The organism is Rhodococcus sp. NPDC003383 (assembly GCF_053589115.1).
The window spans coordinates 112,932-136,118 of record NZ_JBSFRG010000012.1 but is presented as its reverse complement, the minus strand read 5'-3'; the positions used below and the strand labels follow the sequence as shown (position 1 = coordinate 136,118).

Annotated in this window: 18 protein-coding genes and 1 pseudogene; 8 read left to right on the top strand and 11 right to left on the bottom strand. The window is 68.6% G+C overall.

What is annotated here, in order from left to right; genetic code table 11:
- The first annotated feature begins 21 nt into the window (after window positions 1-21).
- Complete coding sequence (locus tag ACWDTS_RS13290) at window positions 22-555, top strand: SRPBCC family protein (protein ID WP_197256408.1); 534 nt, start codon at window positions 22-24, stop codon at window positions 553-555.
- Window positions 556-719: 164 nt separating this feature from the next.
- Window positions 720-1,505: a type I 3-dehydroquinate dehydratase gene (gene aroD / locus ACWDTS_RS13285; protein ID WP_450108356.1), complete on the top strand. Its 786-nt coding sequence runs from the start codon at window positions 720-722 to the stop codon at window positions 1,503-1,505.
- On the opposite strand, the gene ACWDTS_RS13280 is transcribed toward aroD, so the two are convergent.
- Entirely contained in the window at window positions 1,492-2,436 is a 945-nt protein-coding gene (locus ACWDTS_RS13280; RefSeq protein WP_450108355.1) for an alpha/beta fold hydrolase, read from the bottom strand. The two genes, aroD and ACWDTS_RS13280, sit on opposite strands and share 14 nt — an antisense overlap.
- 152 nt (window positions 2,437-2,588) lie before the next feature.
- Between ACWDTS_RS13280 and ACWDTS_RS13275 the strand changes: the two genes are divergently transcribed.
- The gene (locus ACWDTS_RS13275) at window positions 2,589-3,365 is read left to right on the top strand and encodes a VOC family protein (protein ID WP_450108354.1); all 777 of its coding nucleotides are present in this window, start codon (window positions 2,589-2,591) and stop codon (window positions 3,363-3,365) included.
- A gap of 3 nt (window positions 3,366-3,368) precedes the next feature.
- Here ACWDTS_RS13275 and ACWDTS_RS13270 read toward each other — a convergent pair whose 3' ends face one another.
- On the bottom strand, window positions 3,369-4,010 hold the full coding sequence (locus ACWDTS_RS13270; protein WP_450108353.1) for a TetR/AcrR family transcriptional regulator: 642 nt from the start codon (window positions 4,008-4,010) through the stop codon (window positions 3,369-3,371).
- Window positions 4,011-4,075: 65 nt separating this feature from the next.
- Here ACWDTS_RS13270 and ACWDTS_RS13265 point away from each other — a divergent pair, with 65 nt between their 5' ends.
- A complete protein-coding gene (locus ACWDTS_RS13265; RefSeq protein WP_450108352.1) occupies window positions 4,076-5,422 on the top strand; it encodes a cytochrome P450 in 1,347 nt (448 codons plus the stop codon).
- Between the two features lie 74 nt (window positions 5,423-5,496).
- Window positions 5,497-7,614 (top strand): thiamine pyrophosphate-dependent enzyme, encoded by a 2,118-nt coding sequence (locus tag ACWDTS_RS13260; RefSeq protein ID WP_450108351.1) that lies wholly within the window; start codon window positions 5,497-5,499, stop codon window positions 7,612-7,614.
- 53 nt (window positions 7,615-7,667) lie between these two features.
- On the opposite strand, the pseudogene ACWDTS_RS13255 reads toward ACWDTS_RS13260, so the two are convergent.
- Together ACWDTS_RS13255 and ACWDTS_RS13250 are read right to left on the bottom strand one after the other, a co-directional pair.
- Window positions 7,668-8,495, bottom strand: a pseudogene (locus tag ACWDTS_RS13255) (HNH endonuclease family protein); the annotation flags it as partial.
- A 24-nt stretch (window positions 8,496-8,519) separates the two neighbouring features.
- Window positions 8,520-9,542, bottom strand: a complete 1,023-nt coding sequence (locus ACWDTS_RS13250; protein ID WP_197256395.1) for a beta-ketoacyl-ACP synthase III — start codon at window positions 9,540-9,542, stop codon at window positions 8,520-8,522.
- Window positions 9,543-9,787: 245 nt separating this feature from the next.
- On the opposite strand from ACWDTS_RS13250, the gene ACWDTS_RS13245 reads away from it, so the two are divergent.
- Entirely contained in the window at window positions 9,788-10,900 is a 1,113-nt protein-coding gene (locus tag ACWDTS_RS13245) for a DUF4185 domain-containing protein (protein WP_450108350.1), read from the top strand.
- Between the two features lie 208 nt (window positions 10,901-11,108).
- Here the strand turns inward: ACWDTS_RS13245 and ACWDTS_RS13240 are convergent, their stop codons facing one another.
- The 4 genes from ACWDTS_RS13240 to ACWDTS_RS13225 all read right to left on the bottom strand — a co-directional run bounded on the left by ACWDTS_RS13240 (window position 11,109) and on the right by ACWDTS_RS13225 (window position 14,390).
- The gene (locus ACWDTS_RS13240) at window positions 11,109-11,681 is read right to left on the bottom strand and encodes a cutinase family protein (RefSeq protein ID WP_450108349.1); all 573 of its coding nucleotides are present in this window, start codon (window positions 11,679-11,681) and stop codon (window positions 11,109-11,111) included.
- 255 nt (window positions 11,682-11,936) lie between these two features.
- The gene (locus tag ACWDTS_RS13235; protein ID WP_450118309.1) at window positions 11,937-12,479 is read right to left on the bottom strand and encodes a M23 family metallopeptidase; all 543 of its coding nucleotides are present in this window, start codon (window positions 12,477-12,479) and stop codon (window positions 11,937-11,939) included.
- A 766-nt stretch (window positions 12,480-13,245) separates the two neighbouring features.
- On the bottom strand, window positions 13,246-13,656 hold the full coding sequence (locus ACWDTS_RS13230) for a Zn-ribbon domain-containing OB-fold protein (protein ID WP_197256387.1): 411 nt from the start codon (window positions 13,654-13,656) through the stop codon (window positions 13,246-13,248).
- A complete protein-coding gene (locus tag ACWDTS_RS13225) occupies window positions 13,653-14,390 on the bottom strand; it encodes an alpha/beta fold hydrolase (RefSeq protein WP_450118308.1) in 738 nt (245 codons plus the stop codon). Before ACWDTS_RS13225 ends, ACWDTS_RS13230 begins: the two co-directional genes overlap by 4 nt.
- A 226-nt stretch (window positions 14,391-14,616) precedes the next feature.
- Between ACWDTS_RS13225 and ACWDTS_RS13220 the strand changes: the two genes are divergently transcribed.
- Window positions 14,617-15,225, top strand: coding sequence for a class I SAM-dependent methyltransferase (locus ACWDTS_RS13220; protein WP_450118307.1), 609 nt, complete (start codon window positions 14,617-14,619; stop codon window positions 15,223-15,225).
- A gap of 94 nt (window positions 15,226-15,319) precedes the next feature.
- Window positions 15,320-17,155, top strand: a complete 1,836-nt coding sequence (locus ACWDTS_RS13215; RefSeq protein WP_450118306.1) for an acyl-CoA dehydrogenase — start codon at window positions 15,320-15,322, stop codon at window positions 17,153-17,155.
- A gap of 136 nt (window positions 17,156-17,291) precedes the next feature.
- Here ACWDTS_RS13215 and ACWDTS_RS13210 read toward each other — a convergent pair whose 3' ends face one another.
- The 3 genes from ACWDTS_RS13210 to ACWDTS_RS13200 all read right to left on the bottom strand — a co-directional run bounded on the left by ACWDTS_RS13210 (window position 17,292) and on the right by ACWDTS_RS13200 (window position 22,396).
- The gene (locus ACWDTS_RS13210; protein ID WP_450118305.1) at window positions 17,292-18,407 is read right to left on the bottom strand and encodes an NDMA-dependent alcohol dehydrogenase; all 1,116 of its coding nucleotides are present in this window, start codon (window positions 18,405-18,407) and stop codon (window positions 17,292-17,294) included.
- A gap of 58 nt (window positions 18,408-18,465) precedes the next feature.
- The gene (locus ACWDTS_RS13205) at window positions 18,466-19,896 is read right to left on the bottom strand and encodes an aldehyde dehydrogenase family protein (protein ID WP_450118304.1); all 1,431 of its coding nucleotides are present in this window, start codon (window positions 19,894-19,896) and stop codon (window positions 18,466-18,468) included.
- Window positions 19,897-19,972: 76 nt separating this feature from the next.
- Window positions 19,973-22,396 carry a VanW family protein gene (locus ACWDTS_RS13200; RefSeq protein ID WP_450118317.1) on the bottom strand — a complete coding sequence of 808 codons (2,424 nt, stop codon included), beginning with the start codon at window positions 22,394-22,396 and terminating at the stop codon, window positions 19,973-19,975.
- Window positions 22,397-23,187: the final 791 nt, after the last annotated feature.

Sequence of the window (23,187 nt, the reverse complement as noted above, 5' to 3'; positions counted from 1 at the left end):
GGCGACGAGGAGCACCGTCCGATGGCGATTCGCGACTACCGGCCGAGCCCCCTCCAGTCCGCCGAGGTGATCGATGCGGGCGACCAGTGGACCCTCGTGTTCAGCCGTGACTTCCCGCAGTTCCCGGACGTGGTGTGGGTGGCCCTGACCGATCCGGCGCAGGTCGTGCAGTGGGCGCCGTACCGGCCGGAACGGCATCTCGGCACCGTGGGGCCGGCGACGCTGATCGTCGTCGACGGCGACGAAGCCACCGAGTTCGACGGCACCGTCGTCGCCGCGGGCACCCCGCACGTGCTCGAACACCGGTGGGATGAGGACTGGTTGCGCTGGGAGATCACACCCCGCCCCGGCGGATGCACGCTGACGTTGCAGCACACCGTCACCGGGCCGGACACCTCGGCCGAGCTCGCCGCGGGCTGGCACATGTGTCTCGACGTGCTGCAGGAGGTGATGGAGCACCGCTCCCCCGGGCCGATCGTCGGGCGCGACGCTCTCGACCTCGGCTGGACCGAACTGTACGAGGCGTACAGCAAGCGACTCCGCGGCGGATCGTGATTTCTGCCGTGCGGGCGGGCACGGATCCGTTTTTCCGAGCGAATGTATCGTTCGGTCGGTTGAAGGAGACGAGCGGTACATTCGCTCGGGCATCGGGCGCCGGGCATCGGGCGCCGGCGGGCTTCTGATCGAATGGGTGCCGGAGTCGACGACGGGAGTCAGCAGTGGGTGGCAGGGCGATCACGCCGGTCCGGGTCAAGAACGTCACGATCGGCGAGGGCACACCCAAGATCATCGTGCCGATCACCGGTCGCACCCCCGGCGAACTGCGTACCCAGGTCGAGGCGCTGACCGGCGTCGACGTCGACATCGTCGAATGGCGCACGGACTTCTTCGACACCCTCACCGACACCGCGAGCGTCGTCGAGCAGGCCCGCGTCCTCGCCGGGCACCTCAGCGGGATCCCCCTGCTCGCCACGTGCCGCACCCGGCACGAAGGCGGCGAGGCCGACCTGACCGACGACGCGTACGCCGACGCGAACGTCGCGCTCGCCGAATCCGGGGCCGTCGACCTGGTCGACGTCGAATACCGCCGCGACCGGGCAGCCGTCCACCGGATCGTGGCCGCGGCGCACGCACGGAAGGTCGCGGTGGTCGCGTCGAACCACGATTTCGACGGCACCCCCGCGAAGGACGAGATCGTCGCGCGGCTGGTCGCGATGCAGGATCTGGGCGCCGACATCTGCAAGATCGCGGTGATGCCGCGCGGCGCCGCCGACGTGGTGACCCTGCTCGACGCGACCCGCACGATGCACGAGGAACACGCCGACCGGCCCATCGTCACGATGGCGATGGGCGGGCTCGGCGTCGTCTCCCGGCTGGCCGGTCAGGTGTTCGGTTCGGCCGCGACGTTCGGGATGGTCGGCAAGGCGTCGGCGCCCGGGCAGGTCGACGCCGCCGACCTGAAGGTCGCGTTGAACCTGCTCGACCGCGCCCTCACGACCGGCTGACCGGGTCCTGTTGCGTCCCGTCGTCCGGGGCGGCGGCGTCCCAGATGTCCAGCAGCGACCGCAGGATCTCCTCCGAAACCCCGAGTCCGCCGAGGTGGCTCTCCCCGGGCAGGTGGTGGAACTGGGCGTCGGGCAGCAGATCGACCATGTGCAGGCCGTGTTCGAACGGGATGATGTGGTCGGTGTCGCCGTGCCACCAGCGCACCGGCGTCTTGACGTCGGACACCCGGAAACCCCAGTCGCGGGCGAAGACCACGACATCCGCGAACGGCGCGGCCATCTGCTTGCGGCTGCCGTTGAGCAGGTCGTCGAGGAACATCGCCTTGAACTCGGGGCGGGCCAGCAGGCGGCGGTCCGCTTCCGGTGACACCCGGCCGTACAGGTCGATGATCGGCGATCCGAGCGGGCGGACCAGCCGGATCAGCGAACTCAGTACGACCCCCGCGGGCACCCCACCGACCTCGAGCAGCGGTGCCACGAACGTGCCCAACTTCATCAGCCCGCCGTCGATGGCATCCGGGCCGACGACGGGCGCGACCCCGCCGAGCACGCCCGCGGCGACGACCCGATCGGGCATCGCGTACGCCGCGGCCAGCGTGTACGGGCCACCCCCGGACAGCCCGACGACCGCCATCCGATCCACCCCGAGGGTGTCGGCGACGGTCTTCAGGTCCTCGGTGAATGCGAGGACGTTCTCGTAGCGGTGCGGCGTGGACGAACCGATTCCCGGCCGGTCGATGCCGATCAGCCGGACGTTGGCGTGTTCGGCGAAAGCCCTGGCCTCGACCGGGATCTGCCGGCGCGCGCCGGGTGTGCCGTGCAGCCAGAACACCGTGCGTCCCTGCGCGGAACCGAACTCGGCGAACCCGATCCGCCGCCCCCGCCCCACCGCGACGGTCCCCTCCAGTTTCGGACGTTCGACGTCTACCATGCGCGACAGCATGCCACGTGATCGGGCTCACCTCCATGCCCAGGTGCGATCTGCGCTTCACCGGAACTTGTCGGACCCCGCGCGTAGCCTCGTTCGCGACCGCTCGGATCCACTCGCACGACTCCGCTCCCACAGGAAGACAGGAGGCCGTCATGGCCGAACATCAGTCCCGCACAGGCACACCCGGTTGGATCGATCTCACCAGTTCCGACACGAAACGGGCCATCGCGTTCTACACCGAACTCTTCGGCTGGCAGGCCGACACCAACGAGGACCCGCAGTACGGCGGGTACACCATCTTCAGTCACCGCGGCGCGCCGATCGCCGGTCTCGGTCCGCAGCAGCCGGGCAACCCGTACGGCGACGTGTGGACGGTCTACCTCGATTCCGACGACGCCGACGCCACCGCACGGAAGGCCGCCGAGTCGGGCGGCCAGGTTCTGATGCCCGCGATGAAGGTCGGCGACCAGGGCACCATGGCGATCCTCGCCGACGCCGCCGGCGCCGTGATCGGTGTGTGGCAGGCCGATCAGCACCACGGGTTCGGGTTCGACAGCGAACCCGGCGCGCCGGTGTGGTTCGAAACGATGTCGCGCAACTATGCCGCGTCCCTCGACTTCTACCGGGACGTGTTCGGCTGGGACGTCCAGCCGATGAGCGACTCGGGCGACTTCCGGTACTCGACCGGCAAGATCGGCGGCGACGACATTGCCGGGATCATGGACGCGTCCGGCTTTCTCCCCGAGGGTGTGCCGTCGTTCTGGCAGCTCTACATCGGTGTCGAGGACGCCGACGCGACATCGGAGGCCGTGACCCGGCTCGGCGGCACCGTCGAACGCGCGGCCGAGGACACGCCGTTCGGTCGCATGGCCACGATCGCCGATCCTCTCGGCGCACGGCTGCAGATCAACCAGGCGCCGTCGACGTAGCGGTCATCGGTGCGCCGTGACCAGGTAGTGGCGGGTCGCGGCGTCGACGATCTGCTCGGGGGTCACGTCGACCTCGCCGCGCAGCCATGCCGTCATCACCTCGGCGAGGCCCCCGACGAACAGCAGCGCGGAGACTTCGTCGTACGGCGGCTGCAACGCGCTCTCGCCCCACAGTTCCCGCGACTCCAGCGCGACGAGATGCGCGAACTGCAGCAGCAACTCGCGGCGCCGGGTCCGCAGCGGTTCTGTCGCGGCGGATTCGACGACGGCGATGCGCCCCTTGCGCGGATCGTCGGTGAGCACGGCGACGAACGCCGCGATCGCGGCTCGCGCCCGTTCCTCGGGACTGTGCTCGGTCTCGGCGAGGGCGGCGAGAGCGCGGTCGCGGATTTCGTCGGCGATCCGCTCGACGACGCAGACGAGCAGCTCGTCGCGGCCGGTGAAACTCTCGTAGAAGTACCGTTCGGTGAGCCCGGCCTCCTGGCAGATGGCGGTCATCGTCGCCTTGGGGTCCACTTCACCGCCGAAGACGGTCAGGCCCGCCTCGAGCAGTCGTTCGCGGCGTTCGGCGGCACGTTCGGCGGCGCTTCGGCCGCGATATCTGCGGGCGGGCCGGCTCGTCGTCGATTCTCCGGTTCCGGGCATGCCGATCACGCTACAGTGAAGTGACATCGAGTCCTGTCAGATCCGCCTCCGCGAGGGAGATCCACGTGACGAAGGTGCTTGCCGATCCACCTCCGGGGCTCACCGCGGTCCCCGGGGACGGCGGCCTGCCGTACGTCGGCTACAGCCTGGACTACATGCGCGACCCGATCGGGACGAACGACCGCCGCTACCGCCGATACGGGCCGGTCTCGTGGTTCCGGTTCGCAGGGAACCCGTGGGTGGTGCTGCTCGGCCCCGATGCGTGCGGCGCCGCCCTGCAGAACCGCGACCGCGCCCTGGCCAACGGGCCGGGCTGGCGGGTGCTCATCGGTCCGTTCTTCGACCGCGGCCTGATGCTGCTCGACGGCGACGAACACACCGCGCACCGGCGCATCATGCAGCAGGCGTTCACCCGCGACCGGCTGGCCGGATACACCCGATCCCTGCATCCCGCCGTCGAGACGGCGCTCGAAAACTGGTCTCCGCAAACCGATTTCCGCGCCTACCCCGCGTTGAAGGAACTCACGCTCGGGCTCGCGACATCCATCTTCATGGGCGGGGCCGAAGGCTCGTCGCACCAGGAGATGGCCGAGGTCAACAAGGCGTTCATCGGATGCGTACAAGCCGCGACCGCGATCGTGCGCTACCCGCTGCCCGGCACGCGCTGGCGACGTGGCGTCGTCGGGCGCCGACGCCTCGAGGAGTTCTTCCGTCGGTATCTGCCCGCGCGCCGGGCCGGCAACGGCGACGACCTGTTCACCGCGCTGTGCCATGTCGAATCCGAGGACGGGCAACGCTTCACGGACGACGACGTGGTCAACCACATGATCTTCCTGATGATGGCCGCGCACGACACCTCGACCATCACCCTGTCGACCGCGATGCAGTATCTCGGGCAGTTCCCGGAGTGGCAGCAGGTGTGCCGCGAGGAATCCGAAGCACTCGGCACCACCACCCCCACCCTGGACCAGCTCGAGGAGCTCACGAGCCTGGATCTGGTGATCAAGGAATGCCAGCGCCTGGTCACCCCGGTGCCCGGGATCGTGCGGCGCGCGGTCGCGGACACCGAGATCCTCGGTCACTACATTCCCCGCGGAACGCTGCTCAACGTCGGACTGCACTACACCCACCACATGCCCGAATTGTGGCCCGATCCCGAGCGATTCGATCCCGGGCGGTTCTCCCCCGAGCGCCGCGAGGATCGCGTCCACAAGTACGCGTGGTCGCCGTTCGGCGGCGGCGTACACCGTTGCCTGGGCATGTACTTCTCGAGCGCGGAGGTCAAGACGGTCCTGCACCACCTACTGCTCGGGTATCACTGGCACGTGCCCGCCGACTACGTCGCACCCATGAACTTCACGTCGCTCCCGTTCCCGTCGGACGGCCAGCCGATCGATCTGCGCCGACGTTGACCCCGCGCCGCCGCCACGGCACCGGGTAATCGGAAAACGGTCCGCCGCGCGACGCGAGGGCGTACGACGGAGACATGCCTGCAGAACCGCTCGACGAGTACTTCACCGAAACCGTGCGGTCGCTGGCGCCGGCGGTCGAGCATCGTCCCGACCGCCGGGTGAGCGACGAATTGCTGCTGCACTACTTCGACGCCCAGGCCCAGTCGCGGCACCTCGATTTCGCGGCCCGCGACCTGCAGCGGCGCGGGGAGGGTTTCTACACGATCGGTTCGGCCGGGCACGAGTCGAACGCGGCACTGGGTCTGGCCGCGCGCGTGACGGATCCGGCGCTGCTGCACTACCGCTCGGGCGGGTTCTACGCGGCCCGATCGTCACTGGTGCCCGGCAGCACCCCGATCCGGGACGTGCTGGCCGGTTGCGCCGCGTCGACGCTGGATCCCATCTCCGGTGGCCGCCACAAGGTGTTCGGGAACGCGGCCCTGAACGTGCTGCCGCAGACGTCGACGATCGCCTCGCATCTGCCGCGCGCGGTCGGGCTCGCCCTGGCGCTGGCGCGGATGCCGCGTCTGGGCATCGACTGTCCGTGGCCCGCGGATTCGGTGGTGTTGTGCAGTTTCGGGGATGCGTCGGTGAATCACTCCACGGCGGTGGGTGCGCTCAACACCGCCGCGTACCTGGCTCATCGCGGGTTGCCGTTGCCGATCCTGTTCGTCTGCGAGGACAACGGATTCGGTATCAGCGTGCGCAGTCCGGTCGGGTGGGTGGAGCGGACACTCGCGTCGTATCCGCGTGTCGGATACCGGATGGTGGACGGGGCCGATCCGGTCGACGCGCTCACCGCAGCGTCGGAAATGCTTGTGTCCGTTCGCACCTCGCGCGTGCCGGCGATCCTGCACCTGAAAGCGGTCCGCTATCTCGGGCATGCCGGATCGGATGCCGAGTCGGCCTATCGCAGCCCGGCGGAGATCACCGGTGACTACGCGCGCGACCCGTTGCTCGGCACCGCACGCGAACTCGTCGGCCGCGGGATCCTCTCCCCCGAACAGATCCTCGAGCGGTACGAGCGGTCGCGTCGGTCCGTCGGCGATGTGCTCGCCGACCTCGGAACGCCACCGAGGATGACGTCGGTCGCAGAGGTCGTGCGGCCGCTCCACACGCACGGCCACCCCCGGATCCCGGACGATCCGGGTCCGGTACCTCAGGAGCCGCTCACTCTGGCGCAGGCCGTCGGCCGCACCCTGGGCGACCTCCTCGAGCAGATGCCGCAGGTGTGCGTGTTCGGGGAGGACGTGGCCGTCAAGGGCGGTGTCTACGGGGTGACCCGCGGGCTGGCAAAACGATTCGGCCCGCTGCGCGTGTTCGACACCCTGCTCGACGAGCAGACGATTCTCGGCACCGCCCTCGGATTCGCGGTCGCCGGGCTGCTGCCCATCCCGGAGATCCAGTACCTCGCCTATCTGCACAACGCCGAGGACCAACTGCGCGGGGAAGCGGCGACGCTGAAGTTCTTCTCCGACGGCAGTTACCAGAACCCGATGGTGGTGCGCATCGCCGGCCTGGCCTATCAGCGGGGCTTCGGCGGGCACTTCCACAACGACAACTCCCTCACCGTGCTGCGCGACATCCCGGGGCTGACGGTCGCGGTGCCGAGCCGCCCCGCCCACGCCGGGGCGCTGCTGCGCACGTGCGTCGAGTTGGCCCGCAGCACCGGGCGGGTGTGCGTGTTCGTCGAACCGATCGCGCTGTATCACCAGCGGGATCTCTACGAGGACGGCGACGGCCTGTGGGCGCAGGTCCCCGATCCGGCGGCGGTGCAGCCCGGCGAGGTGCAGACCTACGGCGACGGCACCGACGCACTGCTGGTGACGTTCGGGAACGGGGTCCGCATGTGCCTGCGCGCCGCGCATCGGGCCGCCGCGCGCGGGCTCGACGTCACGGTTCTGGATCTGCAATGGATCGCCCCGCTGCCCGTCGCGGCGCTCGTCGAGCATGCCGAACGGTTTTCGCGGGTGCTGGTCGTCGACGAGACCCGCCGCAGCGGCGGGGTGTCCGAGGGGGTGGTTACCGCGTTGGCCGACGCCGGATACGAGGGCGAGGTCCGGCGGGTCACCAGCCGTGACAGCTTCGTGCCGCTGGGGCCCGCCGCGAGCGCCGTGCTGCTGTCCGAGGACGACATCGCCGGTGCGCTGTAGCGCCGGTGTGCCTTTCCGGCGGTGGGGACCGCCGGAAAGGCACACCGACGTCAGCACTCGGACAGGACCCTGGTCATCGCGTCGCGTTCCTCCGGGGTGACCCACAGCCCGTACGCGGCCTTCACCTCGATCTGACGGGACACGTAGGTGCACCGGTACGCCCGGTTCGGCGGCAGCCACGACGCGGCGTCCGAGTCCCCCTTGCCCTGGTTGGTCGGGCCGTCGACGGCCTGCAGGTTGCGCGGGTCGTTCGCGAGATTGCGGCGGGTCTGCTCGTCGAGCTGCTGGGCGCCCTTCTGCCACGCATCCGACAGCGCGACGATGTGATCGATCTGCACCGCCGCCGACGTCTCGGCACCGCGCTGGAAGAAGATCGTCCGGCCGGTGTACGGGTCGTTCAGCGTGCCGGTCCGGACCGTGCAGTCACGGGTCGCGGGCACCAGCGAGAGGTCGATCAGGTCGCGCTTGAGGATGTCGTTGCGGGTGTCGCAGCCGTTGCGCCCGAACTGGACGGTCACGTCGTCCGTCCACGCGCTTCCGAACAGCTCCCGGTCGTAGCCGGTCTTCGGGGCACGCCCCTTGACCGGCAGGGTCGCGAGCGTCGCCAGAGCCGGCGAGACCGCGGGTCCCGGAGCTGCCGCAGACGGGGCCGCGGCGGTCGGGGTCGCGGAGGGACGCCACGTCGGCGTCGCCGACGGACTCCCGCTGGGCCGCCAGGTGGAGGTGACCGGTCCCGTGGGCGTCGGGGTCCACGAGCGTGGCACCGAGGTGAGCCCCTCGGCCGTGACCGCGTCGGATTCGTCGCGCCCACCGGGAGCGAGCGCGACGAAGGCGACGACGATCAGGACCGCGAGGCCGACGATCCACAGCCATCGCCGCAGCGACGGCCGGTCGGCCTGGGACACCTACTGAGCCAGACGCGGCATCTTCACGACCTGGCCCGCGTAGGACAGGCCGGCACCGAACGCGAGGAGCAGCGCGGTGTCACCTTCCTCGACCTGACCGGTCCGCAGCATCTTCTCCATCGCGAGCGGGATCGACGCGGCGGAGGTGTTGCCGGTCTCGATGATGTCGTCCGCGACCGCGACGGTGTCCGGAAGCTCGAGCTGCTTGACGATGACGTCGTTGATGCGCAGGTTCGCCTGGTGCGGGACGAACGCGTCGAGGTCGGTGAGCGCGACCCCGGCCTTGTCGGCGATCTGCCGCGCGAACTTGCTCATCTCGAACGCGGCCCAGCGGAACACGGCGGTGCCCTCCATGATGATCCACGGGCGCTTCTGGTCCGGGTTCTGGGCGAAGTCGACCCAGTCCGGCTCCTGGCGGATCGCGTTGCCCTGCTTGCCGTCCGAACCCCACACGGTCGGTCCGATGCCGACCTCGTCGGATGCTCCGACGACCACGGCGCCGGCACCGTCACCGAAGATGAAGCGCACGGTGCGGTCGGTGGGCTCGGTGGCGTCGCTCATGCGCTCGACACCGATCACCAGCACGTGCTCGGCGGAACCGGCCCGGACCAGGTCCGAGGCGACGCCGAGGGCGTAGCAGAAACCGGCGCAGCCGGCGGCGATGTCGAGGGCGCCGGCCCCGCCGGTGCCGAGACGGTCCGCGACGATCGCCGCGCACTGCGGGGTCTGCAGCGGATAGGTCGAGCACGCCACGATGACGGTGTCGATCTGGGCCCCCGCCATGCGCGCGGCCTCGAGGGCCTTGGCGCCGGCGGACACCGCCATATCGGTGACCGATTCTTCGGGGTGAGCCTTGGCGAAACGCCGCGACTTGATGCCGGAACGCGACTGGATCCACTCGTCGCTCGAGTCGATCAGCTCGCAGATCTCCGCGTTGGTGACGACTCGCTCGGGGCGGTGCACGCCCAGCCCGAGCAATGCGGTGTTCCGCAGCGGGGCGGGACCGGCAATCTGTGCACCCATCAGGCGAACTCCTCTTCTTCGGGCACTGCGTGTCAGTGCACGACAACCTCAATACGGTAACGCGTAGCGAAATTGTGCCCGGGGTCACGGTCCTTGTGGTAGGCGCTTCCCACCTCGAATCGCAGGGGCGTGCGACCCCGATCGGCTGCGGCCCGGATCACAAGATCGACAAGTTCCGGGATTGGCTCACACTCTCGGCGCGGCAGCTGCTAGCGTCCGGCGCTGTGCATCTGTTCGGGGGAAAAATGCGAAGTTTGGTTCGATACTGCGTGACGACCGCTACGGTCACCGCGCTGACACTGACACTGGGGGCGGCGCTCGCGTCCGCCAACCCCAATGCGATCAATCCGATCCCGGGCCTGAACGGCGTGAACGGCGTGCCACAGCTCGGCGGACGGGCCCGGGCGGTCGCGCAACAGACCGGCATCCTCAGCCAGAACCGGACGCAGGACCTCAACGTCCTCGGTACCGACCTCGGCATCATGTGGGACAACGGCCGCGGCGAGATCCTCACGGCGTTCGGTGACACCGCAGGCCTCGGCCTGCCCAACCTGCTCTCGGGCAGCCTGTGGGCGTGGCGCAGCAACGTGCTGTTCCGCAGCAACGACCGCGACCTGTCCAACGGCATGGACTTCAGCAGTGCCGTGACGGACGCGTTCGGCCAGGCCAAGGAGCTGATTCCGAGCCCGAAGATCCCGTTCGTCGAGATCAGCCGGATTCCGACGGCGGGTATCGCGGTCGGTGACACCCAGTACCTCAGCGCGATGTCGGTGAAGAACTGGGGACCGGCGGGAACCTGGGAGACGAACTACTCCGGGCTGATCTTCTCGAACGACAACGGCGAGAACTGGGCTCCGGCGCCGGAGACGGTACGTCCCAGCGAGGGCGGCAACCGCAACTTCCAGATGAGCGCGTTCTTGAAGCGCGACGGCTTCGTCTACCAGTACGGCACTCCTCCGGGTCGCGGCGGTCTCGTGCACCTGGCGCGCGTCCCCGAGGCGCAGATCCGCGATCTCGGCGCCTACGAGTACTGGGACGGCGGCGCGTGGGTGCGCGACGTGAACGCGGCGCGGCCGCTCATGGGCGACGGGGTCGCCGAGCTGTCCGTGCAGTGGAACGACTATCTCGGTCAGTTCCTGATGCTCACCACCGACGCGCACAATTCCGTAGTGATGCGCCGCGCCTCGTCGGTGACGGGTCCGTGGAGCCCGCCGGAGGTCATCGTCGACACCCGCGAGCTTCCGAGCGCGTACGGCGCGTACATCCATCCGTGGTCGTCGGGTCCGGATCTGTACTTCCTGACCACCGTGCATCAGAACTACAACGTGCTGCTGATGCACACGACTCTGCACCGCTGAGGCGTCACGCGTCCTCGGTGTGGGTCTCGACGGTGCCGCTCCAGCGGTCGTTCGGGTCACCGGGTGTCCGGCCCGTCCTCGTGCCTGCCGCTTTCGGGCCGGCAGTCACGGGTCGTGCCGGCATCCGGTGCATCGGGTGGCGGGGGTTCGGCGTGCCCGGCCGATCCGACAGCGATCGAGAGGCCACCGGCAACCTTCCGGGGATCCGCTATCGAAGCACCACGCCATCGGCATCGACGGGGTAGGAGTTCACATCGAAGTCGTAGTCGCCGTGCACACCACTGAGATATCCGCCCCAGCCGACACCGCTGTTGCAGATGTGGTCACCACCGTTGAGCTGCACGTTGCATACCCGGAGCGCGGGCAACCCACCGTAGTCGTCGTTCGCACCACCGAGCGTCGGCACCCACCTCATATCGGTGGCCGCAAATCCCCCGACGCCACCCGTTCCGCCCGGATGCTTGGGGTCGCCGATCAGGACGATGCCGGCTTTGCCGCGGAACTCCTTCCCGTTCTCGGTTGCCCACTGATGTACGACGGCTGCACCACCCGAGTAACCCACGGCGTGGATGAAGTCGGCAGGACATGCCCGAGCATGAGCACGGACGAGCCGATCGAGTTCTCTCACACCGGACCGGGTATCGAACGAGTTGTACCCGACGCGCTGGTCCTCGTTGAGGAACCCCACCGAGGTGTTGTTGGTCAGGCCGCCGACGACGACGTCCCATGTGCCGACGCACGATTCCGCGGCCGGGGGCACTGTGGGCGTTGCCGAGGACACTGTCGGCGATGCCGAGGACACTGTCGGCGATGCCGAGGACACTGCGGGGGTTGCGACGGCAACACCTGCGGCGACACCCAAACCCAGGAGTGCCGCGCCTACCGCTCTCGAGGACGTGCGAATCATCTTCTGTCTTTCTGCTCGGCCACATGTATTACGGGCGTGACGATTCGGAAGCAACGCGGTCGGGAACGTGCGGGTGGGCAACGCCTCCGACATGCCGGGGGCGTTGCCCACCGCGATGCTCGGAACGGATCAGGCTCGGATGTCGTTCGAACCCGCGCCGCACGCACCGACGGACCGCAGGAAGCTCACGGGGTCGACCGGCCCACCACGATGAATGCGCAGGTGCAGATGTGGTCCTGTCGAGCTACCCGTGTTACCCGTTGCACCGATCGCCTGACCGGCGGCGACGTGAACCCCCACGCCGACCCACGTCTGGGAAAGGTGGCCCATCTGGATCTGCTCACCGGTGTCGGCTTCCAGTTGAATGTAGGTTCCGTATCCACCGGGATCGTTCGGGCCGGCCACCGAGATCCTCCCCGAGGTCGGCGCGTGCAGCACCGTACCGACCCCGATGGCGAAGTCGGTGCCGTCGTGGCCACCGTGGAACCCTTGCGACACCGGTCCATTGACCGGCCACTCCCAGGCGCATCCGTTGGATGCCTCGGACGCGGCGTGCGCACGTGCCATACCCGGAGAAAGAATCCCGCTCATTGTTGCGAGAGCAGCCGCTCCTGCAGCAATTGCGATCAAACGTCCTGCGGTAGAAACACTTTGCACCCGATGCTTGCCCATGATTGTTCCCTCGGTCGGTCGAGATGATTGGTGGTGATCTCGACCGGGGCGATGTACATCGCCGCTTACGGAGCGCAGTGACAGCTTCCGTCAATCGAGACGTACATAGCGTCTCGGTAACGGCGGGAACGGGCAACGTCAGAATTACCCGGGTATATACCTATTTTCGAGGTTTCGAATGGGTTTCGCGTGTCGTCGTACCGACCGGTTGGTGACGAAACCGTATAGAACACCGGTCTATCCGCGACCGACTCAGCCCTCGCTGGAGGGCAAGTATATGACGTAGGTCACATCTCTGTAACGCGGGGATCGGATGCTCTACGCTTCCATCACGGCGGGAAACACGCCGAGCATACTATGCATCCTCAACCAAACGCGTACAGAGCGAAAGGGATTGACGCGCGCCGTCACACCGGCACGCACCCGCGCCACTCGAGCGAGTCTATGTTCACCCGATCGGCAGGCGGACTCGGAGCTCGTACCGCGGCGCCCTATTGCACGTCCCGGCGAGGCCCGGCCGGAGCGGAACACCGCTCCGGCCGGGCCACTCGAAGTCACGTATGGCGCTGCTGCCGAAGAGTTTTCAACCCTCCAGGGCGCTCCGGGTGCGGGGTCGACGTCGAAACCGCGACCCGCCCGGAACCGACAGCACGAAGTGATGCCCTGTGCGTCTCGGTTCCGGAGGCATGGGATCCGTTGCGGTACGCGTCATCACGCGATCGGGCGGCGTGGGCCGACCGCACCACCGCCACCCACCGTATGGCCCTTATGCGGCGATGTTTCCGGGTCGGGCAGAAGCGGAACGACACGGTTCGAAGATCGGGAATCTCTCCCCCGGTTGGGTGCACCGGAAATACACCCTCACCGGCCGATCGGGCGACACCGGAAGCGCACCGTCGATCCACGAATAGACCCACGGGCCCTCGTCGAGTTCGACGATGGCGATCACCGACGGGCACGGCGCGTCGCACACGGGGTCGGGTGCGCGGTCGGCGGTCCGGCACGACACGATCACTCCCACGCCGGCCGAGTCGACAGGCTCGAGGTCGCCGTGGCCACACGAGTGGCAGGAGACGGTCAGGGGCGGGAGCAGCACGGCGCAGTCCCGGCATTTCCAGATGACGAGTTTCCCGCCTCGCGTGGTCATGCGCCCGCGACCGGAGACAGGGGCGGTCATGCCGCGACCTCGACAGGGAACCCGCCCAGGACGGTGCGCATCGCGTTGCCGAAGTATTCCGGGTCCGAGAGCAGCCATTCGTGTCCGCCCGGGACGGTGAACACCGGCGGACTCCCCAGCAGTCGGCGCAGAGATTCGAGGCTCGCCCGCGGCACCCGACGGTCTCCGCGGCTCCACAGCAGTGAGACCGGCAGGCGTCGCTCCGCGAGCCGGGTCAGCTCAGCGGTCGGCTCCCGGCCTCGGGCCGTCCGGTCGAGGCGTCCGGCTCCGTCGCGATCGCCGTCGTCGGACACGCCATCGAGCCTCGTGCCGCCGACGGGGTTCACCAGGACGAGTCGCGTCACGCGATCCGGATGATCGTGGGCGGCCCGGATCGCCAGCGCCCCGCCGAACGAGTGCCCGACGAGGGTCACGGGACCGAGTCCGGCCGCCTCGAGGAACCGGCCGAGCCAGCTCGAGCAGTCCGCCAGCATCCGCTCCTCGAGGGGGCTGCCGGGCGCTGCCGCGAACCCCGGTATCGCCGGGGCATACACCCGCGCGCTGCGGGCCAGCGTCGCCAGCGCATGCCGGTACGTCCAGGGCGTCGACCCGCATTCGGGGAGGAAGACCATCGGCGTTCCCCGCCCGAGGACCCCGCACATCTCCGCACGGGCGTCGACGTGAACGGTGGACCAGTGCATCGTCGGGTGGGAACCGTCTGCAGGGAGCATCGGCGAGCGGTGTGGGTAGTGCATCGAGTGAACCTTCGTCGAGCTGGTGAGGCACGTCCCACGATGCCGCCCAGGCTGCGGAAAGGCGACGGTCGTTATACCCGCGGGCATACCTGTTTTACCGAAAGAAGGAAACCGGTCGGTCCCGAAAACGCGGCGAACCGGACTTGCCGTCGTTCACCACCTGCATATACACCGTCGAGCGCGTAACCGGCTTGCACCCGGGTACCGCGTGACATAGGAGAAATGCATGGACGCACAGGATTGGGACGAACGGTACGCGGCGGCGGACATGGTGTGGGGTTCTCCGCCGAATCCCGTCGTCGTCGAGTTCACCGCGGCGCTGCCACAAGGACGAGCGCTGGATCTGGCGTGCGGCGAGGGCCGGCACTCGTTGTGGCTCGCTACGCGCGGGTGGGAGGTCGACGGTGTCGACTTCTCCGGCGTCGCGCTCGAGAAGGCCCGGCGGATCGCCGCTCAGGCGCCCAAGCGCAGCCGTGATCGCCTGCGCTACATCCAGAAGGATGTGACCCAGGACCCTTTCGACGGTGAATATGACCTGATTCTCTCGGTATTCCTCCACCTCCCCGCACCACAGCGCGCGAGCCTGATCGACAATGCGATCAATTCCCTGAAACCTGATGGAATCCTCATATTTCTGGGCCACGATTCGACTAATCCCACACGCGGAACCGGAGGCCCTCGGAACCCCGAAATCCTCTACACCCCAACGGATATAGTGGACGAGATCGACGGCCGGCTGGAAATTGTCGTCGCCGAAAGGAGGGCCCGGGAAACTGATTCCGGAACTGCTGTCGATGCCCTTGTCGTCGCGCGGAAATCCGCCCTTGGCAGTTAGTTGCCTGGCGAGTAGCATAGGGATGTTACCGACGAGTAATAACTTGGGCGGTACTTGACACCGCAGCTCGACCGCACCGCACTGGGAGACACAGATGGGCCATTACAAGAGCAACCTCCGCGACCTCGAGTTCAATCTGTTCGAGGTCCTGAAGATCCAGACGCTCCTCGAGGCCGGCAAGTTCGGCGATCTCGACGAGGACACCGCCCGAGGCATCCTGGCAGAGGTCAAGGCCCTCGCCGAGGGTCCGGCCGCCGAAGCCTTCGCCGACACCGATCGCAACCCCCCTGTGTTCGACCCCGAGACCCACTCCGTCTCCCTCCCCGAAGGCTTCAAGAAGGCGTTCCGGGCCTGGTGGGACGCGGGCTACTGGTCCATGGGTATCCCCGAGGAGATCGGCGGCACCGACGCGCCGCGCGCGCTGCTGTGGGCCTCCAACGAGATGATGCTCGGCGCCCAGCCGGCCGCCTTCATGTACGCCGCGGGCCCCGCCTTCGCCGGTGTCCTCTTCGAGAACGGCACCGACGAGCAGAAGAAGTGGGCGGCCACCTGCGTCGAGCGCGGCTGGGGCTCCACCATGGTGCTGACCGAACCCGACGCGGGCTCCGACGTCGGCGCCGGCCGCACCAAGGCGATCAGGCAGGACGACGGCTCCTGGCACATCGAGGGCGTCAAGCGGTTCATCACCTCCGCCGACTCCGACGACCTGTTCGAGAACATCTTCCACCTGGTCCTGGCCCGCCCCGAGGGCGGCAAGCCGGGCACCAAGGGCCTGTCGCTGTTCTTCGTCCCGAAGTTCCACTTCGACTTCGAGAAGAACGAGCTCGGCGAGCGCAACGGCGTGTTCGTCACCAACGTCGAGCACAAGATGGGCCTGAAGGCCTCCGCGACCTGTGAGGTCACCTTCGGCGGCCACGGCGTCCCCGCCAAGGGCTGGCTCGTCGGCGAGGTCCACGACGGCATCGCCCAGATGTTCGACGTCATCGAACACGCCCGCATGATGGTCGGCACCAAGGCCATCTCCACACTGTCCACCGGCTACCTCAACGCCCTCGACTACGCCAAGGAGCGCGTGCAGGGCGCCGACATCACGCAGATGGCGGACAAGACCGCGCCGCGCGTGACGATCACCCACCACCCCGACGTCCGCCGCTCGCTGGCGATGCAGAAGGCCTACGCCGAGGGTCTGCGCGCCGTGTACCTGTACACCGCCGCTCACCAGGACGCCGTGGTCGCCGAGCAGGTCTCCGGCGCCGACGCCGACCTCGCGCACCGCATCAACGATCTGCTGCTGCCGATCGTCAAGGGTTGCGGTTCGGAGCGCGCCTACCTGTACCTGACCGATTCGCTGCAGACCCTCGGTGGCTCGGGCTTCCTGCAGGACTACCCGATCGAGCAGTACATCCGCGACTCGAAGATCGACTCGCTGTACGAGGGCACCACCGCCATCCAGGCGCAGGACTTCTTCTTCCGCAAGATCGCCCGCGACCGCGGTGTCGCCCTGGCGCACGTCGCCGGCCAGATCAAGCAGTTCATCGACTCGGATGCGGCCGACGAGCGCCTCAAGCCCGAGCGCGCCCTGCTGGCCACCGCGCTCGAGGACGTGCAGGCCATGACCGCGACCCTCACCGGTTTCCTCATGGGCGCCCAGGAGCAGCCGACCGAGCTCTACAAGGTCGGACTCGGCTCGGTGCGCTACCTGCTCGCGTTCGGCGACCTGCTCATCGGCTGGCTGCTCCTGAAGCAGGCCGAGATCGCGCTCGCCGCGCTCGATGCCGGCGCCGACGAGAAGGACGCTCCGTTCTACAAGGGCAAGGTCGGGATCGCGTCGTTCTTCGCCAAGAACGTGCTGCCCGAGCTGACCGCGGCGCGCAGCATCATCGCCAACGTCGACACCGACATCATGGAGCTCGACGAAGCGGCGTTCTGATCGAACCGCCCGGGCAGACGAGCCCGGAGGGTTGACACGCTGTGGCCCCCACCGGATTCCCGGTGGGGGCCACTGCTGCGCTCCGCGCCGGTGTGCACAACTGGCGCCCGGAACCGCCACAAAGGCACACGGGGTGTCAGAAGACGACGACTCCGCGCAGGTTTCGGCCCGCGTGCATGTCGGCGAAGCCCTGGGCGATGTCGTCGAGCTTGTAAGTGGTGGTGATCAGCTCGTCGAGCTTCAGCTTCCCGGACGTGTACAGGTCGATCATCCACGGGATGTCGGCCGTCGGTGTGGATGCGCCGAAAAGCGAACCCTGAAGCCGCTTCTGGTAGAGCACCAGTTCCATCGGGCTGATCGGGATTCCGACGTCGGTCATCTTGCCGAGACCGGTGACCACGCAGGTTCCTGCCTTGCGGATCGCCGAGAACGCCGCCGCGATGTGCTCACCGGTCGTGACGCCCACGGTCACGATCGCGGCGTCCGCGCCCTGTCCGTTGGTGTACGAACGCGCGATCTCGGTGGCCTCCGCCATGTCCGCGACCGCGTGGGTGGCTCCGAACCGCAGCGCGCTCTCCCGCTTGAACGGCACGGGATCGACGGCGATGATCCGGGCCGCGCCGGCGTGGGCCGCGCCCTGGACGGCGTTGATGCCGATCCCGCCGATGCCCTGGACGATGACCGTCTGGCCGGGGTAGATCTCGGCGGAGTTCACCGCTGCTCCCCACCCGGTGCCGACTCCGCAGCCCAGCAGGCACAGCTTGTCGAGCGGCAGGTCCTTGTCGACCTTGACTGCCGAATCGACGCTGACGGTGGTGTATTCGCTGAACGTCGACAATCCGCACGTCTGGGCGACGGGCACCCCGTCCAGGCTCATGCGGAAGCTCGAGGGGTCGTCGGGGCGGGTCCCGGTCATGATGGCGGCGCCGCGGTCGCACAGGTTCTGCAGTCCCTTTGCGCACCATCGGCATCGGCCGCAGGCGGCCAGGAACGAGAACACGACGTGGTCGCCCTCGCTCCAGCCGTGCGTCTCGGGGCCGACCTGAACGACGATTCCGGCGCCCTCGTGTCCGCCGCAGATCGGGTAACTGCCCACCGCGTGGTCGCCGACGGCGATGTGGTCGTCGGAATGGCACAGGCCCGCAGCGACCATCTTCACCGTCAGTTCACCGCGCCGCGGTTCGTCGAGTTCGAGATCGGCGACCTCGTAGGTACCGGGTGCCCGGCGGATGATCGCGCCACGTGTCTTCACAGTATCGCTCCGAAAGTTCGTGTGGTGGTTCCGATGTGGTGGTGTTCAGCCACCGGTATCACTTGCTCACCTGCGCCGACATCGCGGCGCGATATTCCTCGGCGTAGGGCGGCAGCATGCCCCATTCGCGACGCGGGTCATAGTCCGGAGCGACGAACACGGTTCGGGCGTGGCTGAATTCGAGGAAGCCCTCGCGGCCGTTGTAGTGGCCCATCCCCGACTCCCCGATGCCACCGAACGGTGCGTCGAGCATGCCCGCATGCATCATGACCTCGTTGATCGTGACGCCACCGGAGGTCGTGCCCTCGACGACCGCGCGCTGCTCGTCCTCGTCGTGCCCGAAGTAGTAGAGCGCCAGCGGTTTCGGACCGGAATTGATCTCGTCGAGAACATCCGCGAGGTCGTCGTACGTGCGGATCACCATGGCGGGGCCGAAGATCTCCTCCCGGGAGATCGCCGCCGATGCCGGGGGGTCGATCACCAGACGCAGCGGGCGCCGACGTTCACCGGTGGTGATCGGCTCGGACGGAACGACCTCCACGCGTACTTCGAGTTGCTGTGCCTCGCTGATGTATCCGTCGATGCGGGCGGCGTGCCGATCGGAGACGATCGCGGTGACGTCGACGTTTCCTGCGATCGTGGGCAGCAGTTCGCCGTAGGTCCGGCCGATGGCGGCGACGAACGATTCGAGCTGTTCCGCCGGGACGTACACGGTGTCGGCGTTGACGCAGAGCTGACCGCTGTTGGTCGCCTTGCCCACCGCGATGCGGAAGGCCGCGGTGTCCGTATCGGCCGAACGCCCGACGATCACCGGGGATTTTCCGCCGAGTTCGAGCGTGACCGGCACGAGGTTGAGCGCGGCGTTCGCCATCACCGATCGTCCCGCGGCCGCGCTGCCGGTGAACACGATGTGATCGAACGGCAGGGCGGTGAGGGCCTGCGCGATCTCCGGTCCACCGGTCACGACGGCGACGTCACGGGGATCGAGGAACTCCGCGGCCGCCGCCGCCAGCACCTCCGCGGTGCGCGGCACGATCTCGGACGGCTTGAGCACGGCGCGGTTGCCCGCTGCCAGCACGCCGGCGAGCGGACTCAGGAGCGTGAAGAGCGGGGCGTTCCAGGTGCCGATGATCGCGACCGAGCCCTTGGGCTGGTACTGCACCTCGGCGGTGGCTCCGAGCTGGTCGTACGGGGAGAACACCGTCCGCTGCTCGGGCTGCATCCACGTCTCCACGTGATCTCGCGCGTATTTCAGCGCGGTCAGCGATCCGAGGATGTCGTTGACGGTCGAGTATCCCGGGTGGCGCCCGCCGAAATCGGCGTCGATCGCGTCGACGATCTCGTCGTGGCGGGCCACGACCATCTCGATCACCGACTCGATCCGCGCCCGGCGAGCCTCGGCGGAACTCGTTCTCTGCGAACGGAACTCCCGTCGCTGACTCTCGAGCAGGTCGCGCAGTTCGGATTCGGTGCCGGTCAGTGTGTTCACAGCGGCGATGCTATGAACGACATCACTCCTGCCCTGCCGATGTCCCGCTCATCGGGACCCGAACGGCGCGACCGTGTTACTCCTCGTCGGCCGATGCGTCGGGCACTGCAGGCTCGTCCGTCTCGGATTCCGGTTCCGGAGCGCTGCTCGTCGTCGGCTGCGCACCGGGCTGCGGCCGGCCGCTCGTCGTCGGCGACGAACCGGATTCCGGTGTGCTCCCGGGCGCGCCGGCGGGGTTGCGTTCCGGTCCCGGAGCGGGCTCGCGCTCTTCCTCCGGTTCGATGCACTCGACGATCGGAACCGGGTCGTACTTGACGGTGCGCGTCGTGCGGGAAAGCTGCGCTCCCGTCTTCGCATCCGTGATCACGCGGGTGTCGCTGACCGTGAAGCCCTGCGCGCCGCTCGACGGAATGCACGCGTCGCCCGCCGGAAGGGTGATCTTGTTCGGTGACGTGAACGCCGTCCGGTCCCCGGTGAACGACTGCACGTCCACCGTCTTCGTGCCCCAGAGCCGGACCGTGATGTCCGAACTCGTGCCGATGGTCTGGATCAGCACGCCGGTGTCGAACGGGTTCCGGAACTGGAGGTCGATCGCGCCCTCGAACACGGTGGCCTCACGCGCCGCCGGGTACCGCGAGATGTAGTAGCTGTGCTCGGTGTGGGCGACGTCCTCCATGCCGGCGAAATACGTTGCGTTGTAGAGGGTTGTCGCGAGCTGGCTGATGCCGCCGCCGACGGCCGTGCCGGGCCGGCCGGCCTCGATGATGCCGGACTCGACGTAGCCCTGCGCCGCCCCGCGCGGACCGGTATATCCGTTGAGCGAGAACGTTTCTCCCGGCTTGACGAGTGCACCGTCGATCTCGGAAGCGGCAAGGCGGATGTTCACGCCCGAGGCGTAGGAGAAGCCACCGGTGGTGAATTCGCCGACGACCTCGCGGATGCCGAGCTTCTCGGCGGCCTCGGTCGTGAGCGCGGGATCCACGGGTGCGTACACGGCCGGGGTGGTCCGGTCGCCCGGCGCGGCCAGCAGCTGAGGCAGCGGCTCGAGAGTCTTCGTCCAGTCGACCAGTTCACCCTTCACCGCGGGCACGATCGTCGGACCACCACCCTCGATGACGATGCGGGCGTCCTTCGGTTCGACCTCGGTCTCCGCGAGCTGCGGACGCAGGAAATCGACCACGACCTCGGAGTGGTATTCGGGGATCAGGCCGCCCTCGCCGTCCGGCACGAACGACAGGATCGTGCCGATCCGGTCGCGGGGCAAGGTCGCGACCGTGTTGTCGCGACCCTGGACCTTCACGTCCGACGCCACCGCGGGTATCGCGATCTCGGTGAGTGCCCGGTCCACCGCTTCGGGTGTGACGGTCACGTCCAGCGTGGTCACCGGCAACGCGACGTCGCCGAACGCCCACTTCTCGGAGAACACGTCCGCCGCGACCTGGGGATCGAGATTCTGGCCGGGTTGCGGAGACACCGCGACCGGGGTCGCCCCCTCGAAGACGACGGTGCCCTCCCGCGGGGCGCGTTCGGCGCTCGAACGCACTCCTTCGAGTGCGTCCGTGAGTGCCGCGTCGTCGCGGACGGAGACAACGCCGATCTCGTCGGTGCCGAACAGCGACGCCAGCCGGGTGAACGGATTGAGCGGCTGCGATCCGATGCGATCGAGCGTGTGCTCCCAGTCGACCTCGAGTCCGGCCCGGGCGGGAACGACCTCGGCGGTGGTGTCGCCGGCGGTGACGGGCACGGGGTTTTCGAGGCGTCGGCCGAGTTCGTCGCGCAAAAGTGCCTCGGCGTCGTCGACCGATTCGCCACCGATCTCGATCCCCGCGACCGTCACGCCGCGCGGGACCTTGCCCGACGACGTTGCGAGATCGACACCGTAGAGAACCGCGAGAGCAGCGGCGACACCGCCGGCCACGATCGCGATCTTCCGCCACGGCGGTCCCGCAGGCGAGGGGGATCCGCCGGTGCCGTCCGGCGGTGTCGGGGGCGGAGACGACGGCGGGACCGGTCCGCCGGCGACGACCGGAACGACCTCGGTCGCCGCGTCGTCGGCGGATTCTCCCGCCGCACGGCCCTCGTCGGATTCGGCGGAGGCGGTGCCTTCCGGCGTCCTTTCCGTCGGGGGCTCGGCTGCGGACGCAGCCGGCTGGGCGGGCGGCGTGTTCCTGATCGCGGACATGTCGATCGCGACGGTCGGCGCCGAGTCGTCGACGGCGAGTGCCTGCTCGGCAGGTGCTGTGTCGGGTACCTGCTCGGCCGGCGCCTCGGTGGGCGCCTGCTCGGCGAGTGCCGCGGTGGGCGTCTGCTCGGCCGGCACCTCGGTGGTGTCCTGCTCGACGAGCGCTGCAGCGGTTGCCTGCTCGAGGGGTGCTGCGGCGAGTGCCTGCTCGGCCGGTGCTTCTGCGGCCGGTTCCGGCTGCAGACCGGCCTGCGGCGCGGTCGGCGGTTCGTCCGGGGTGCGGTCCGCGGCCGGCGGATCGATTCCGGCGTCCTTCAGGGAGGTCGCGGCGGTCGGTGCCGCAGGCTCGACCGGGGCCGCAGGCTCGGTGAACACGGGCTTGGTGAACGCGAAGGGCGCGGGCTTCTTCGGCGCAGCCGGAATGGCGGCGGTCGGGATTTCCCAAGGCTTGAGCCGAGTCTGCGGGGGCTCGGGAGCCGGCGGGGTCTCCGGCGCGGCGGGCGCGCTCTCGGTGGCGGACGTGTCCGGGGCGACGGGCTCCTCCGCGGCCGCCGGTGTCTCCGGCGCCCGGTCCCCGGCTTCCCGCTCGGGTGCCGCATCGGCGACCTCGGCAGCGCCCTCCTCGACAAGGGCGTCTTCGACGGGGGCGGCCGCGCCGTTCCGAGCTGCGGACGGTTCGGGTGCCGGGGCGGCCTTCGACGGGGTCGGGAGCGGAGCCATCGAGACGAACCGTTCGGTGGGTGCCGGGGCGGTCGGCTCGGCAACGACATCGGGTTTCGCGTCGGCGGCGGTTCCTGCCGTGTGGTCCGGTGCGGCCGCGGCGGCCGTTTCGGGCTTCCTCTGCGCTTCCGCCTCGTTGGGGGGAACGGCACCGCTCATGTTCGCGCGGTCGTCCGCCCCGTTGTTACCACTCACCCGTGTCCTTCCGACTGGGCACCCCACGACCGGGTGCGCCTTTCCACCAAGCGTAAATGCCGGTCCCGGCGCACTCCGATCCGAGCCCGGCGCAAGGGCACCGGAAACGAGAAAGACCCCGCGTTGCCACCAGGTCGGGGGTCAGGCAGCAATGCGGGGTCGCTAGGTCTATCGACCCTCTCCCCGGAACGTTA

What these genes read in the sequence shown, in the direction of transcription:
- ACWDTS_RS13290 (WP_197256408.1), top strand. Translation starts at nt 22, where the DNA reads ATGGCGATTCGCGACTACCGGCCGAGCCCCCTCCAGTCCGCCGAGGTG.
- ACWDTS_RS13280 (WP_450108355.1), bottom strand. Translation starts at nt 2,436, where the DNA reads ATGGTAGACGTCGAACGTCCGAAACTGGAGGGGACCGTCGCGGTGGGG.
- ACWDTS_RS13275 (WP_450108354.1), top strand. Translation starts at nt 2,589, where the DNA reads ATGGCCGAACATCAGTCCCGCACAGGCACACCCGGTTGGATCGATCTC.
- ACWDTS_RS13270 (WP_450108353.1), bottom strand. Translation starts at nt 4,010, where the DNA reads ATGCCCGGAACCGGAGAATCGACGACGAGCCGGCCCGCCCGCAGATAT.
- ACWDTS_RS13260 (WP_450108351.1), top strand. Translation starts at nt 5,497, where the DNA reads ATGCCTGCAGAACCGCTCGACGAGTACTTCACCGAAACCGTGCGGTCG.
- ACWDTS_RS13250 (WP_197256395.1), bottom strand. Translation starts at nt 9,542, where the DNA reads ATGGGTGCACAGATTGCCGGTCCCGCCCCGCTGCGGAACACCGCATTG.
- ACWDTS_RS13245 (WP_450108350.1), top strand. Translation starts at nt 9,788, where the DNA reads ATGCGAAGTTTGGTTCGATACTGCGTGACGACCGCTACGGTCACCGCG.
- ACWDTS_RS13235 (WP_450118309.1), bottom strand. Translation starts at nt 12,479, where the DNA reads ATGGGCAAGCATCGGGTGCAAAGTGTTTCTACCGCAGGACGTTTGATC.
- ACWDTS_RS13230 (WP_197256387.1), bottom strand. Translation starts at nt 13,656, where the DNA reads ATGACCGCCCCTGTCTCCGGTCGCGGGCGCATGACCACGCGAGGCGGG.
- ACWDTS_RS13225 (WP_450118308.1), bottom strand. Translation starts at nt 14,390, where the DNA reads ATGCACTACCCACACCGCTCGCCGATGCTCCCTGCAGACGGTTCCCAC.
- ACWDTS_RS13220 (WP_450118307.1), top strand. Translation starts at nt 14,617, where the DNA reads ATGGACGCACAGGATTGGGACGAACGGTACGCGGCGGCGGACATGGTG.
- ACWDTS_RS13215 (WP_450118306.1), top strand. Translation starts at nt 15,320, where the DNA reads ATGGGCCATTACAAGAGCAACCTCCGCGACCTCGAGTTCAATCTGTTC.